Origin of the sequence: Tsuneonella aeria (assembly GCF_009827495.1) — a bacterium.
GTDB lineage: Bacteria > Pseudomonadota > Alphaproteobacteria > Sphingomonadales > Sphingomonadaceae > Tsuneonella > Tsuneonella aeria.
Genome location: NZ_WTZA01000001.1, coordinates 1,679,250 through 1,692,646 on the forward strand (window position 1 = coordinate 1,679,250; position 13,397 = coordinate 1,692,646).

At 67.7% G+C, this 13,397-nt stretch carries 10 protein-coding genes and 1 tRNA gene; 6 read left to right on the forward strand and 5 right to left on the reverse strand.

The annotated features are described in order from the left end of the window. The first annotated feature begins 83 nt into the window (after window positions 1-83). Window positions 84-1,610: a peptide chain release factor 3 gene (locus GRI40_RS08230; protein ID WP_160610875.1), complete on the forward strand. Its 1,527-nt coding sequence runs from the start codon at window positions 84-86 to the stop codon at window positions 1,608-1,610. Window position 1,611: 1 nt separating this feature from the next. Here the strand turns inward: GRI40_RS08230 and GRI40_RS08235 are convergent, their stop codons facing one another. The 4 genes from GRI40_RS08235 to GRI40_RS08250 all read right to left on the reverse strand — a co-directional run bounded on the left by GRI40_RS08235 (window position 1,612) and on the right by GRI40_RS08250 (window position 6,399). Continuing rightward, window positions 1,612-2,976, reverse strand: a complete 1,365-nt coding sequence (locus GRI40_RS08235) for an ATP-binding protein (protein ID WP_160610876.1) — start codon at window positions 2,974-2,976, stop codon at window positions 1,612-1,614. Further along, a complete protein-coding gene (locus GRI40_RS08240; RefSeq protein WP_160611502.1) occupies window positions 2,973-3,725 on the reverse strand; it encodes a response regulator in 753 nt (250 codons plus the stop codon). Before GRI40_RS08240 ends, GRI40_RS08235 begins: the two co-directional genes overlap by 4 nt. Window positions 3,726-3,795: 70 nt before the next feature. Further along, window positions 3,796-4,374, reverse strand: a complete 579-nt coding sequence (locus GRI40_RS08245; RefSeq protein WP_160610877.1) for an EF-hand domain-containing protein — start codon at window positions 4,372-4,374, stop codon at window positions 3,796-3,798. A gap of 219 nt (window positions 4,375-4,593) precedes the next feature. Then, window positions 4,594-6,399, reverse strand: a complete 1,806-nt coding sequence (locus GRI40_RS08250) for an aminopeptidase P family protein (protein WP_160610878.1) — start codon at window positions 6,397-6,399, stop codon at window positions 4,594-4,596. 36 nt (window positions 6,400-6,435) lie between these two features. Here GRI40_RS08250 and GRI40_RS08255 point away from each other — a divergent pair, with 36 nt between their 5' ends. The 4 genes from GRI40_RS08255 (at window position 6,436) to GRI40_RS08270 (ending at window position 10,703) form a co-directional block, all read left to right on the forward strand. Further along, window positions 6,436-8,556 carry a S9 family peptidase gene (locus GRI40_RS08255; RefSeq protein ID WP_160610879.1) on the forward strand — a complete coding sequence of 707 codons (2,121 nt, stop codon included), beginning with the start codon at window positions 6,436-6,438 and terminating at the stop codon, window positions 8,554-8,556. A gap of 8 nt (window positions 8,557-8,564) precedes the next feature. Then, window positions 8,565-8,942 (forward strand): acyl-CoA thioesterase, encoded by a 378-nt coding sequence (locus tag GRI40_RS08260; protein ID WP_160611503.1) that lies wholly within the window; start codon window positions 8,565-8,567, stop codon window positions 8,940-8,942. Between the two features lie 98 nt (window positions 8,943-9,040). Then, window positions 9,041-9,127: transfer RNA gene (locus tag GRI40_RS08265), tRNA-Leu, on the forward strand. Between the two features lie 208 nt (window positions 9,128-9,335). Next, complete coding sequence (locus tag GRI40_RS08270) at window positions 9,336-10,703, forward strand: hypothetical protein (RefSeq protein WP_160610880.1); 1,368 nt, start codon at window positions 9,336-9,338, stop codon at window positions 10,701-10,703. A gap of 57 nt (window positions 10,704-10,760) precedes the next feature. On the opposite strand, the gene GRI40_RS08275 is transcribed toward GRI40_RS08270, so the two are convergent. Further along, window positions 10,761-12,293, reverse strand: coding sequence for a winged helix-turn-helix domain-containing protein (locus tag GRI40_RS08275; RefSeq protein WP_160610881.1), 1,533 nt, complete (start codon window positions 12,291-12,293; stop codon window positions 10,761-10,763). Window positions 12,294-12,556: 263 nt separating this feature from the next. Here GRI40_RS08275 and fghA point away from each other — a divergent pair, with 263 nt between their 5' ends. Then, on the forward strand, window positions 12,557-13,387 hold the full coding sequence (fghA, locus tag GRI40_RS08280; protein ID WP_160611504.1) for an S-formylglutathione hydrolase: 831 nt from the start codon (window positions 12,557-12,559) through the stop codon (window positions 13,385-13,387). Window positions 13,388-13,397 lie beyond the last annotated feature (10 nt).

Genomic DNA, 13,397 nt, shown 5'->3' on the forward strand with positions numbered 1-13,397 from the left:
CTTTATCTCATAGTCACGCTCGAAGGCAGCACTACCCCGGCTCGGGGCCGGGGTGACGATGAATTTGATGTAGAGTTTTTCCGATGACCACCTCCAACCGCCGCACGTTCGCGATCATTTCCCACCCGGACGCTGGCAAGACCACGCTGACGGAAAAGCTGCTGCTGCAGGGCGGCGCGATCCACCTTGCCGGCGAGGTCAAGGCGCGCGGGGCAGCGCGGCGCGCGCGGTCGGACTGGATGAAGATCGAACAGCAGCGCGGCATTTCCGTCACCAGCAGCGTGATGACGTTCGAGAAGGACGGCACCGTCTTCAACCTGCTCGACACCCCGGGTCACGAGGATTTCTCCGAGGACACCTACCGCACGCTGACGGCGGTCGACAGCGCGATCATGGTGATCGACGCGGCCAAGGGCATCGAGCCGCAGACCCGCAAGCTGTTCGAGGTGTGCCGGCTGCGCTCCGTCCCGATCATCACCTTCGTCAACAAGGTGGACCGGGAAGGCCGCTCACTGTTCGAGATCCTCGACGAAGTGGCCGATGCGCTGGCGCTCGACGTCAGCCCCCAGTCGGCGCCGCTCGGCATGGGCGGGCTGTTCACCGGCGTGCTCGACTTTTCGGACGATACGGTCGCCGTGCCGGAAGGCGGCAGCCGCGAATACCTCGGCACGCGCGAACCGGTGGGCACGCTCCCCGATGCGCTGGCGGAGGAGATCGAGCTGGTGCGCGAAGGATACCCCGCCTTCGACCTCGACGCCTACCGCAACGGCGACCTGACGCCGGTGTTCTTCGGCAGCGCGCTCAAGAACTTCGGCGTGGAGGAACTGATCGCCGCGATCGACCGGTGGGCGCCCCCGCCCCGCCCGCAGCCCGCCGGGGATGAACAGATCCCGCCGACGCGCGACGAAGTGACCGGGTTCATCTTCAAGGTGCAGGCCAACATGGACCCCAACCACCGCGACCGGATCGCCTTCATGCGGCAGGTTTCGGGCACCTTCAAACGCGGCATGAAGCTCACCCCGTCGGGCCTCGGCAAGCCGATCGCGGTTCATTCGCCGATCCTGTTCTTCGCGCAGGACCGCGAGATCGCCGACACGGCGGAGGCGGGCGACATCATCGGCATCCCCAACCACGGCACGCTGCGGGTGGGCGACACCCTTTCCGAAAAGAACCAGGTCCGCTTCACCGGCCTGCCGAATTTCGCGCCCGAAATCCTGCGCCGCGTGGTGCTGCGCGATCCGACCAAGACCAAGCAGCTGAGGAAGGCGCTCGACGACCTTTCCGAAGAAGGCGTGATCCAGGTGTTCTATCCCGAGATCGGCGCACAGTGGATCGTGGGCGTCGTCGGCCAGCTGCAGCTCGACGTGCTCGTCAGCCGGCTGGAGGCGGAATACAAGGTGGAGGCGGTGCTGGAGCAATCGCCCTACGCCACCGCCCGCTGGATCCGCGGCAGCGAGACGGCGATGAAGACCTTCACCGACTTCAACCGCGCGACCCTGGCCAAGGACCGCGACGGCGACCCGGTGTTCATGGCCAAGAGCCCGTGGGACGTGAACTACCAGGCGGAAAAGAACCCGGAGCTGACATTCTCCGCCACCAAGGAACGCTGAGCTAGAACGGCAGGCGGAGCTCGGCGGCAAGGCCGCCTTCGGGCCGGTTCGCCAGCACCAGCCTGCCGCCGTGCGCCTCCGCGATCGCGCGGGCGAGCGTGAGGCCAAGGCCCGCGCCGCCGGTCGCCCGGTTGCGGCTCGCCTCGCCCCGCACGAACGGTTCCGTCATCGCGCCGATGCGATCCGGGGGGATGCCGGGGCCGTGATCGCTGACCCGCAGCACCGCCTCCCCGCGCTCGCGCGAGACCGCGACCTCGGCCCCGCCGGCATAGCGCACCGCGTTGGAGACGAGGTTGCGCAGGGCGCGCTTGGCCCAGGTCACCTGCACCGCCGCGACCACGCGCGGCCCGTCGGCCAGCGTCACGTCGTCGCCCATGTCCTCGAACTCCTCGACCACCGATGCGGCGAGCGCGGCAAGCTCGGTCCGTTCCGGCGGCTCCCCCGCCCGGCCGATCCGCGCCAGGGTGAGAATGTCGTCGAGCGTACGGACGATATCCTCGATCCCCGCCGCCATGCGCGCGCGCTCGCCTTCGTCCTCCACCGATTCGATGCGGACCCGCAAGGCGGCGAGCGGTGTCTTGAGGTCGTGGCCGATGGCGCCGAGCATCACGTCCTTTTCGTCCAGCATCGCGGCGATGCGCGCCTCCATGGCGTTGTGCGCGGCGATCAGCCTGCGGACATCGTCAGGCCCTTCGGCGGCGAGCTGCCCCGCGGGATCCTGCGTGCGGGCGAACGTCTCCACCCGGCCGGTCAGCGCGGCGAGCGGCCGGGTGATGCGCCGCAGGATCAGCCACATCGCCAGCATCAGCACGCTGAACAGGACGGCGGTCTGCATGACCAGCCCGCGCAGCGCGCCGTTTTCGCGCGGGGGCTGCAGCACGCGGGCGGTGATCCATGTGCCATCGGCGCGGGGCACGCTGGCGAGCACGACGTGGGAACGGCTGGGCGGAATGCCGTTCCCGAACGGACGGCCGCTGGCGATGCGCTGGAGGATCCGCGGATCGCGCAAGGCCTCGCGTTCCACCACGCGGACACCGGCGCCCGTCTGCATCCCTTCCTCCACCAGCACCCCGGCAAGCGCGCGCTGGAGCCGGGGCACGGGGGCGTCGCCGGGCAGCGCGGGGAGCTGGGCGCTGCGCTCGATCCGCAGGCGGCGGCCGCCGATCGGCCCCTGGTCTCGCCGGGCGCCGCCCTCTGCGTTCGCGGCTGCGATCAGTTGCACCGCCAGGCTGCCGACAAGCCGCTGTTCCCGCCGCTCGTCCGCCGCGCGCAGCAGCAGCACGGCGGAGATCGCCTGTGCCGCCAGCAGGGCCGCCGCCACCGACAGCAGGACCTGCCCCAGCAGGCTGCGCGGCCAGAGGTTCACGGCGTGGCGCCGGGCGCGAGGCGGCGGACGTCGGCGGCGAAGCGGTAGCCGCCGCCGCGCACGGTCTGGATGAAGTGGGGATTGCGGCTGTCCGCCTCGATCTTGCGGCGCAGGCGGCTGACCTGGTTGTCCACCGCGCGGTCGAACAAGTGCGCCTCGCGGCCCTGGACGAGGTCGAGCAGGCGGTCGCGATCGATCACCTGGCGCGGCCGGTCGAGAAACGCGGTGAGCAGGCGGAACTCGGCGGTCGAGATCGGCACCGTCGCCCCTTCGGGATCGACCAGCCGCCGCTTCAGGGGGTCGAGCAGCCAGCCTTCGAATTCGTAGAGCGCGTCATCATCGGGCGCGGCCGGCGCGCGTTGTGCCCGGCGCAGGACGGAGCGGATGCGCGCCACCAGCTCGCGGGGCTCGAACGGCTTCACCACGTAATCGTCGGCGCCGATCTCGAGGCCCACGATGCGGTCGGTCGGTTCTCCCTTCGCGGTCAGCAGGATCGTGGGAATGGCCTTGCTTTCGACCAGATGGCGGCAGAGCGACAGGCCGTCCTCCCCCGGCATCATCACGTCGAGCAGGACGAGGTCGGGCGTGTCCGACACCAGCACGCTGCGCGCCGCGGCCGCGCTTTCGGCCTCGCGCACGACGAACCCCTGGCGGGCCAGATAGGCCGCCAGGGGTTCGCGAAGCGTGGCCTCGTCATCGACCAGGAGGATGGAGACGGGGAGGCTGGAAATGGGCGCCGTGTCGGTCATCGTCGGTCCGTGGTGCCCGGTCGGGGGCGCGCCGGTCAAGCGCGCCCCCATCGCCCGCGGCGTGCCGCGTTCAGTTGGCCTGACGCTGCGCCTTGCGCGCCTCGCGCTGGGCCTTCATCGCCTGGCGCGCGGCCTGGCGCTCGGCCTCACTCACGGTGCCGTTGCGGTCCGTGTCGATGCGGTCGAAACGGGCGAGCGCCCCGGCGGTGAATTCGGCGCGGGTGATCGTGCCGTCACGGTTGGCATCGGCCATCATGCCGCCCATCCGGTGCGCGCCCATGCCGCGGCCACCCATGCGGTGCGCGCCCTTTGCGCCCTGCCGCTTTTCGCCGTTCGCGGCAGCGGCGCGGTCGCCATCGGCCCCGCCCCGGCGCTGCGCGGCGAATTCCGCCTGGCTGATCTGGCCGTTGCGGTCGGTGTCGAGACGGGCGAACAACTGGGCCCGGCGCGCTTCGCGGTCGGCGGCGTTGATAACGCCGTCGCTGTTGGCGTCCATCCGGGCAAAGCGTTCCCCGGCCTTCGCTTCGGCCTGGGCGCGGGTCATCTCGGCCTGGGGCGCGCGGCCCTGCTGGGCGAGCGCGGGGGTGGCGGCAGCGATGCCGCTGGCGGCGACAGCCGCGGCGAGCACCGAAAGGGTCAGTTTACGCATAGTCGAACGCTCCGGAGGTTTTCACGGGAAACGGATAGAGCTGCGGGGCGCCAGGTCCGGCAGGGGGAGGAAAGGCCGAACCAGCGCCGCCGCAACTCACCCTGCCGATATATGGCGCCGATGTCGCAGGCGTATGTCGGACAGGGGCGTTTTTGTCGCGGATTGTCACACCCTGCCCGCGCCGTTCATCTGGCGGGCAGGATGCGGCCCTCGCAGGCCTCACAGCGGGCGGCACGCGTCCTTGAGCCATTCGAGCACTTCGCCCTCCAGCCGCGGCGACAGGATGCGCAGCACGTCGGCGTGGTAAGTGTTCCACCACTCCCGTTCCTCGGCCGTCAGCAGCGCCGGCTCCACCAGAGCGCGGTCGATCGGGGCAAAGGTCAGCGTCTCGAACCCCAGGTAATCGCCTTCGGCCCCCGCGATCTCGCGCTTTTCGGTGAGGACGAGGTTCTCGATCCGGATGCCGTAGGCGCCTTCCTTGTAATAGCCGGGCTCGTTGGAAAGGATCATGCCGGCCAGCAGTTCCTGGTCGCTGCCCGGCTGCGCGCCGGTGATCTTGGCGATCCGCTGCGGCCCTTCGTGGACCGACAGAAAGCTGCCGACCCCGTGGCCGGTGCCGTGGGCGTAATCGACCCCGGCGGCCCACAGGAACTGGCGGGCAAAGGCATCGAGCTGGCCGCCGACCGTCCCTTGCGGGAACACGGCGCGGGCAATCGCGATGTGGCCTTTCAGCACGCGGGTGTTGCGGTCCTTCTGCTCGGGCGAGGGTTCGCCCGGTCCAATCCACACGGTGCGGGTGATGTCGGTCGTGCCGTCGATGTACTGGCCGCCCGAATCGCAGAGGTAGATGCTGCCGGGCGCGATCGGAATATTGCTGTCCTCGTCCACCCGGTAATGCGGCAGCGCGGCGTGAGGGCCGGCGGCGCTGATGGTGTCGAACGACAGATCGCGCAAGGCCGGGTCCGCATCGCGGAACGCGCGGAGCCGGGCGGCAGCGGACAGTTCGTCGAGCCCGCCCCTGGGCCCTTCGACGCTTAGCCAGTGGAGGTAGCGCGTGATCGCCGCCCCGTCGCGGGCCTGGGCGTCGCGGTGGCCCTGCTGCTCCACCGGGTTCTTGACCGCGCGGGGCAGGATCGTGGGGTCGCGCGCCGCCACCGGCTTCGCGCCGGCACCCTCCAGCGCGTGGAAGATCGCCGCGACGCCGAAATTCGGATCGACCGCCACGGTCTTGCCGGCAAGACCGGCCAGCGCCGCCTCGAACCCGGCGCGCGGGCGGATGGTGACCGCGTTGCCGAGATGCTGGGTCAGCTCCGGCGTGACCTTGTCCTCGCCGATGAACAGTTCCGCCGTGCCGTCGGCGTGGGCGATGACATAGGCGAGCGCGACCGGCGTCCGGTCGACATCGGTGCCGCGCAGGTTGAGCAGCCAGGCCACCGAATCGAGTGCAGCGATCACCGCGGCATCGTGCCCTTCGGCCTTCAGCCAGTCGGCGACTTCGGCGCGCTTGTCCGCGCTGCTGCGGCCGGAATGCGCATCCTGGTGCACCAGCGCCGGCGCGCCCGACGGTTGCGGCCGGTCGGCCCACACTGCGTCGATCGGGTTGTCGCCGACGGGGACGAGACGGGCGCCCTTCTTCTCCAGCGCCCTAGCCGCGGCTTCGGCCCAGCCCTTCGAGTGGAGCCAGGCGTCGTAGCCGATCGTCGCGCCTTCGGGCGCGTTCTCGCCCAGCCATTTCGCCGGGCTGGTCGCGGGCACGCTTTCGTAAGCGAACAGCTTGCCGTCGACCTGCTCGCGCACCTGCACGGTGTAGCGGCCGTCGGTGAAGATCGCCGCCTTGTCCTGCAGCACGACGGCCGTGCCCGCCGACCCGCCGAAGCCGGTCAGCCATTGCAGCCGCTGGGCATAGGCGCCGATATATTCGCTCATGTGCTCGTCCGAGATCGGCACGACGAATCCGTCGAGCCCGCGGCGCTTCAGCTCCTCCCTCAGGGCGGAGAGACGGGCTTCCTGGGTCTGCATGAGCATGTTGCGGTCCTTTCCCGCCCCACATAGAGGCAGCGCATGACGAGTTCCACCTCCGCCGCCTCTTCTCTCACCCCGCCTGTCGCCGCGAAGAAGCCGTCGAGCGTCACCCACCACGGGATCACCCTCAGCGACGATTACGCCTGGTTGCGCGACAAGGGCTATCCCACCGTCGACGATCCGGAGATCATCGCGCACCTGGAAGCGGAGAACGCCTGGTTCGAAGCCGCGATGGCCGGGCAGAAGGATACGGTGGACGCCCTGTTCAAGGAGATGCGGGCGCGGATAAAGGAAGCGGACAAGTCCGTGCCGCAGAAGGACGGCGGCTGGCTCTACTGGATCGAGTTCGAGGACGGGGCCGAATACAAGAAGTGGTGGCGCCGCCCCGTGGGCGCGGCCGACGACGGCAGCGCGGACGAGCTTCTGCTCGACGAAGTGGCGCTGGCGCAGGGCAAGGAATATTTCCGCCTCGGCGCCATCGCGGTGTCCAAGGACGGCAGAAAGCTCGCCTATTCGATCGACGACAACGGGTCCGAACGCTTCACCGCGCGCATCAAGGACATTGCCACCGGCGAACACCTGCCCGACGAGATTCCCGGCACGCTTTCCGCCCTGGTCTGGGTCGCGGGTGATCGCGGCCTCGTCTACAGTCTCGCCAACGAACAGTGGCGCACCGACAACGCGCGCCTGCACTGGCTGGGCACCCCGGTTGCCGATGATGTCGAGCTCTATCACGAGGATGACGAGGGCTTCCGCGTCGGCGCCGGCCTTTCGGCGAACGAGAACTGGCTGGTCGTCTCCACCAGCGATCACGAAACGAGCGAGGTCCGCCTGATCCCCGCCGCCGACCCGCTCGCCGCGCCGGTGGTGGTGAAGGCGCGTGCCAAGGGCGTGGAGTACGAAGTCGACGTCTACCAGGCGGACGGCGCGGGGGACGGCACGCTCTATGTGCTGGCGAACGACACGCACGAGAACTTCCGCCTCGCGACCGCGCCGCTCTCCGCGCCCGGCGAATGGGCGACGCTGATCGAGGGGTCGGACGCGTTCTACCTCACGGGATTCGACCTGTTCCGCGATTTCTTCGTGGTCGAGGGGCGGCAGGCCGGCCTCGATACGATCGAGGTGCGCTATTACGACGAGCCCGACCGGGTCGAGCCGATCGCCTTCCCCGAGGCGAGCTACAGCGCGGGCCTGGGCGACAATCCCGAATGGGCCATGGACCGGCTGCGGGTCGGCTACGAATCGATGGTCAGCCCGGCCTCCACCTTCGATTACCATGTGGCGGAACGGCGCCTGGAACTGCTCAAGGTGCAGGAGATACCTTCGGGCTACGACGCGTCGCTCTACACCACGGAACGGCTGCACATCCCCGCGCGGGACGGGACCGACATCCCCGTTTCGATCATGTACCGCAAGGATCGCCAGAACCTTGCCGATGGAGAGGCCGGCCCGCTGCACCTTTACGGCTATGGCGCCTACGGCATCGCCATCCCGCCCGGCTTCTCGACCACGCGGCTCAGCCTGGTGGATCGGGGGTTCGCCTACGCCATCGCCCACATCCGCGGCGGCGACGATCTTGGCCGGGCCTGGTACAAGGGCGGCAAGCTGGAGCGGCGCGTCAATACCTTCACCGATTTCGTGGACGTGGCGAAGGGGCTGATCGCGCGCGGGTTCACCCGGGCCGGGCGCATCTCGATCTCGGGCGGATCGGCCGGCGGCGAATTGATGGGCGCCGTGATCAACTCCGATCCCGCGCTGTGGGGCGCGGTGGTGGCGCACGTGCCGTTCGTCGACGTGCTGGCGACGATGCTGGACGCCTCGCTCCCGCTGACGCCCGGCGAATGGCCCGAATGGGGCAACCCCATCGAGGACAAGGCCGCGTTCGACCTGATTGCCAGCTACTCCCCCTACGACAACGTCAGGGCGCAGGCCTATCCGCCGATGCTCGTGACCGCCGGCCTCAACGATCCGCGCGTGACCTACTGGGAACCGGCGAAATGGGTCGCCCGCCTGCGCGAAATGAAGACGGACGACAACATCCTGCTCCTCAAGACCAACATGGGAGCGGGCCACGGCGGCAAGTCCGGCCGCTTCGAAAGTCTGCAGGAAACCGCCGAGGAATTCGCCTTCATCCTGTGGCAGATGGACGTCGCGCGGTGAGCTTCACCATGACTTTCACCGCGCTGCCGGAACACATCGACGAGCTTGGCCATGTCAACAACACGGTGTGGCTGCAGTGGGTGCAGGAAGTGGCGACCAGGCACTGGGGCGCGGTCGCCCCGCCGGAACACGTGGACCGTTATATCTGGGTCGTGACTCGGCACGAGATCGACTATCGCGGCAACGTGGGCGTGGGCGAAATCGTGACGGCCGAAACGTTCATCCCCGAACCGCCGCGCGGCGCGCAGTTCGATCGCTGCGTGGCGTTCCGCGATTCGCGGGGGAAGCGGATCGTGGCGGCACGCAGCACCTGGGCGATGATCGACAAGGCCAGCGGCCGCCTGGTCCGCGTTCCCGCCGAGGTTGCCGCCCCGTTTCTCGCCTGATCGCGCGCCTGCACAAACGGCGCTTGCGGGGTGGCGGGTGCGTTGCTAGAGGCGCGCGCCTACCGGGGCTGCCGCGCGCGGCCCGTTTCATCCGATGTGCGGTCGTGGCGGAATTGGTAGACGCGCAACGTTGAGGTCGTTGTGGGCGAAAGCCCGTGGAAGTTCGAGTCTTCTCGACCGCACCACCCAGTCCTGAAATGAACTGAACGTTCGCCCGCGGGCGAACCTGTTTCCGGACTGATGCGTGGGCGCTGCATCCGAAGGGCGCGAACCCAGCGAAGCTCCAGTGGACGAAATCACGACAATATGTGCGTTCCGTAAGGGTTTGCTGGTCGCGCCTTGCCCATTTGCAGCGGCAGGCTGGCACCTGGTTTCAGGCCAGGAGAACCCATCATGAATCGCTATCACCTCGTTCTAGTTTCGGTCGCATTTGCCGGCTCTGCGAGCGCCCAGACTATCGACATTGTGGGCGAGAATACCGTCATCGATCAACTGACGCCGCCCGGCGGGCGGTGCGTGCCAACTTACGCCAACACGGTCTCCTACGGACCGGGCGATGTCCGCTCGGACGGTACCACGAACCTTGGGCCGATCACCGAAACCTCCAGCCATTGTGTGACGTCGCTGCCGCCCACCGACATACTCGATGGCCAGTTCACCATCGCATTTCGCGCCGGTGACACGATTACCGGGACCTTCAGTGGCAGCGCTGACAGCACGGCGACGCCCGGTGTCTTCGCGGCGAGCAAGTTGCTGACGATCACCGGGGGAACCGGACGCTTTGCGGGAGCGACGGGTACCATCGACCAGGGTGGCCTCCTGTCCGTTGCGGCCGGCCTGGGCACGTACACCGGCACGCTGACAGGAGCGATCACGACAACCGCGACGACCGAGAGCGGGAACTTTGCCACTGCATATGGCGACGGCAGCGCAGCGCTGGGAGACTATGCCAGCGCCTATGGCGGCCTCTCGATCGCCCGCGGCGACCGGGCGCTTGCGGTCGGCAGCATGGCGGAAGCGACGGCAACCGGGGCAACTGCATTGGGGGACCAGACGATCGCCTCCGGCCCGGCGTCGGTAGCCCTCGGCCAATCTGCCGCGGCGACGGCCCCTGCCGCAACGGCGCTCGGGCATAACGCCGACGCATTCGGCCTCGCATCGACTGCGGTCGGCGTCCGCGCAGTATCGAGTGCGGCGCAATCGACCGCGCTGGGGGCATCCGCGAACGCGAGCTTCGCGGCGTCGACGGCCATCGGTTCCGGCGCGGCGACGTCCCGCGCCAACGAGGTCGCTCTCGGAGGTACGGGGAGTTCCGTCCGCGTCGGGGACATTGCCGCCAGCACGGCGTCGCAGACAGGCAGCCTGGGCGTCGCCACGGTCGATGCGAACGGAACGCTTGGCCGTGACACATCGCTGTTTGCGAACGTCGCTGCCTTGCAGTCGGCAGCGAGCGGATTCCAGTCGTCCATCGCGACGCTGGACGGACGGGTCACCAGTCTGTTCGACCTGCGCGACATCGATCGACGCGATATGCGCAAGGGCGTGGCGGCAGCCGTTGCGATGGGGCACGCGCCGTTTCCCTCGGCGCCCGGGAAGACCAGTTACGTCCTCAACGGTGCGATGTTCCGCGGAGAGGCGGCCGTGGGCGGCTCCCTCCTGCATCGTCTTGACAGTGACACGCCCGTCGCGATCGGGGTGGGTTTCAGCTTTGCCGGCGAAAAGAACAATGCGTTCCGGGCGGGCGTAGCCGGCGAATTCTGATGGGTATGGACGGCACGGCTCGACTGCGGCGGGCCGTGCCTTCCCTGGCCCGGGCAGTCAGTTCCGGCGAAAGTCGGGCTGGCTGCCCGATTGCTGCCAGTAGGCCTCCAGCCCGCTGACTTCGAGAAGAGCGCGATACCGCTCATCCGACTGAAGCGCGGTCATCGAAGGACGAAAAAGGACAACGGTGGCGGTCTGATGCGCGACCCCGGGTGCGGTTCCCGCAATCGCATAAAGCCTGGTCAGGCTGTCCAGCGCATCTTCGGCAAACCCCATCATAACCAGCAGCGGTGCGTTGTACTGTGCAGCCTGCGGGGCCTGTGCGGCTTGTTCGACGAGCATGGACCTTTGGCCGGCAAGCGCTTGGCGATCGCCGTCGCGCAAGGCCCAGGCGAGCCTGGCATTCCATTCGCCAGCCTCTCTTGGAACATAGTCGGGGCGCGCCTGCGGGTCGAGCGCCAGGCTCGCGGCAGCGTCGTACCGCCTGCTTTCGAGAAGGAGCTGGAAACGCGTGTTCCACAGATAGCCATGCGCAGGCCAACGGGCACCTGCCTGTTCGAACCTGGCATCGGACTCGCGGACATCGCCGGCCAGGAAATGGCCGAGAGCGACATTTCCCCAACCGATCGGCAGCATCGGATCGAGTTCGATCGAGCGGTCAGCGAACGGCAGGGACTCGTTCACCCTCCCCACGTCGCGCAGGAACATGGCCCTGCGCGCATAGGCATACCAGTAGTCCGGGTATCGCCGGACGATGCGTTCAGTGGCCCGATCGAAACGCGCGTAATTACCGAAAGCGGGCCGGGAGAACGCGAGAACCGCAGCCGCATCGCGCTGATCCGGTTCGAGCTCCAGACCCCTTTGCGCCGCGTTCGTCATCAACTCGGCCATCGTCGCCGTGTCGCGCCCGGTAAATCCCGCCAGGGCGAGGAGGTAAGCCAGGCTCAGCGCGCCCCAGGCGTCGGCATGGCGGGGATCAATGGTGACGGCTTGCTTCAGAAAACTGATGGCCTGTTCCGATGTGCCCGGCTCGCCGGTCAATTGCAGCAGGCGTGCTCTTTCGACGAGTTCGACCGAATCCGGATCAGCCCGGTCCCCGAAGAGCGTTTTTCGTCCGATGAGGGCCGCGCCCCCCGCCGCGGCGATCGCTGCGAGCCCCGCGTACGCCATCATCCCGCGGCGGCTCGTCTTCGCAATGTCAGGAGTGTCAGGGCTGTTGTCCGCACCTTCGGGGTGCGCCACCACGAGCCGAAATCCGACCTTGGTGATTGTTTCCAGGTGCACCGCATCACCGGCGACCGCGGCAAGAGCCTGCCGTATCAGCGAGATGACCCGATTGATGGCGTTGTCGCCGACAATCACGCCATTCCAGCATAGTGCAATCAAATCGTCTCGGGAAAGGACCTGGCCTGGTTCCAGACCAAGCGCGACAAGAACTTGCATCACGCGAGGCTCAAGAACCGCCTTTCTTTCCGCAAGAAAGATCGTTCGCGTAGGTGGATCGACGTGCAAAGGGCCGATGGCGAACGCCGGCACGCGGCTCAAGTCCCGCGGCGATACATAATCGAACTCGGTCCGCTGCACGTCCATCGCGTGCCTGCCTCCCATGGACGGCTTGAGTTCCTCGATTTCCTGAAAATCTAACTGTCATTAATCTTACGAGCAAGCGGAAGCGTGACATCGAGGAGCCGCTTGTCGGTCACCTGCATATGGGAACTGGTCCGAGCGGCCGCTTCCCTGATAAGATGAGTCCGATCTTTGGCAGGGAGGAATCGGATGGAAGATAATGCCGAAAACAAGGGTTTCATCCCGATGCATGCGGGCGAGTCCATTTGCAGCGCGGTGGCCTGTTGATGGAGCAGGTCAGCGCCAATCGCAGCCACGCGGGCGTGCAGGGGGTATATACCCACCGGTCCACGTCGACGGGTACGCCGATGACATTCTCGGTGTTCGTGCCCGATCATGCCCCCGGCGCAAAGCTACCGGTGCTGTGGTACTTGTCGGGTCTGACCTGCACCCACGCCAATGTCACCGAGAAGGGCGAATACCGCGCAGCCTGCGCCGAACACGGAGTAATCTTCGTGGCGCCCGACACCTCGCCGCGCGGTGAAGGCGTGCCCGATGCCGAAGGATATGATTTCGGGCAGGGGGCCGGGTTCTACGTCGATGCGACGCGCGAACCGTGGTCGACGCACTTTCTTATGCGGAGCTATATCGAGATCGACTTGCCGCAACTGGTCGCCGGCCATTTCCCGGCGGACATGGACCGCCAGGGGATCACCGGCCATTCGATGGGCGGACACGGCGCGCTGACCACCGCCTTGCGCAACCCTGGACGTTTCCGCTCGGTCAGCGCGTTTTCGCCGATCGTTAGCCCGCTCGAATGTTCGTGGGGCGAAAAGGCACTTGGCGGATACCTTGGCCCCGACAGGACAAGCTGGCGTGCGTATGACGCGTGCGCGCTTATCGATGACGGCGCCCGGCTCCCAGATCTGCTCGTCGACCAGGGGACCGCCGATAATTTCCTGGCCGATCAGCTCAAGACGCACCTCCTCGAAGACGCCTGCGCGCGGGCTGGGATGCCCGCGACGATCCGCATGCAGGAAGGCTACGACCATTCGTATTACTTCATCTCGACCTTCATGGCCGAGCATGTCGCCTGGCACGCGAAGCGTCTGGTTTGAGCGGCGGCGC

Excerpts from the sequence above, each read along its gene's own strand:
- GRI40_RS08230 (WP_160610875.1), top strand. The coding sequence starts at position 84 with ATGACCACCTCCAACCGCCGCACGTTCGCGATCATTTCCCACCCGGAC.
- GRI40_RS08240 (WP_160611502.1), bottom strand. The coding sequence starts at position 3,725 with ATGACCGACACGGCGCCCATTTCCAGCCTCCCCGTCTCCATCCTCCTG.
- GRI40_RS08245 (WP_160610877.1), bottom strand. The coding sequence starts at position 4,374 with ATGCGTAAACTGACCCTTTCGGTGCTCGCCGCGGCTGTCGCCGCCAGC.
- GRI40_RS08250 (WP_160610878.1), bottom strand. The coding sequence starts at position 6,399 with ATGCTCATGCAGACCCAGGAAGCCCGTCTCTCCGCCCTGAGGGAGGAG.
- GRI40_RS08255 (WP_160610879.1), top strand. The coding sequence starts at position 6,436 with ATGACGAGTTCCACCTCCGCCGCCTCTTCTCTCACCCCGCCTGTCGCC.
- GRI40_RS08260 (WP_160611503.1), top strand. The coding sequence starts at position 8,565 with ATGACTTTCACCGCGCTGCCGGAACACATCGACGAGCTTGGCCATGTC.
- GRI40_RS08270 (WP_160610880.1), top strand. The coding sequence starts at position 9,336 with ATGAATCGCTATCACCTCGTTCTAGTTTCGGTCGCATTTGCCGGCTCT.
- GRI40_RS08275 (WP_160610881.1), bottom strand. The coding sequence starts at position 12,293 with ATGGACGTGCAGCGGACCGAGTTCGATTATGTATCGCCGCGGGACTTG.
- fghA (WP_160611504.1), top strand. The coding sequence starts at position 12,557 with ATGGAGCAGGTCAGCGCCAATCGCAGCCACGCGGGCGTGCAGGGGGTA.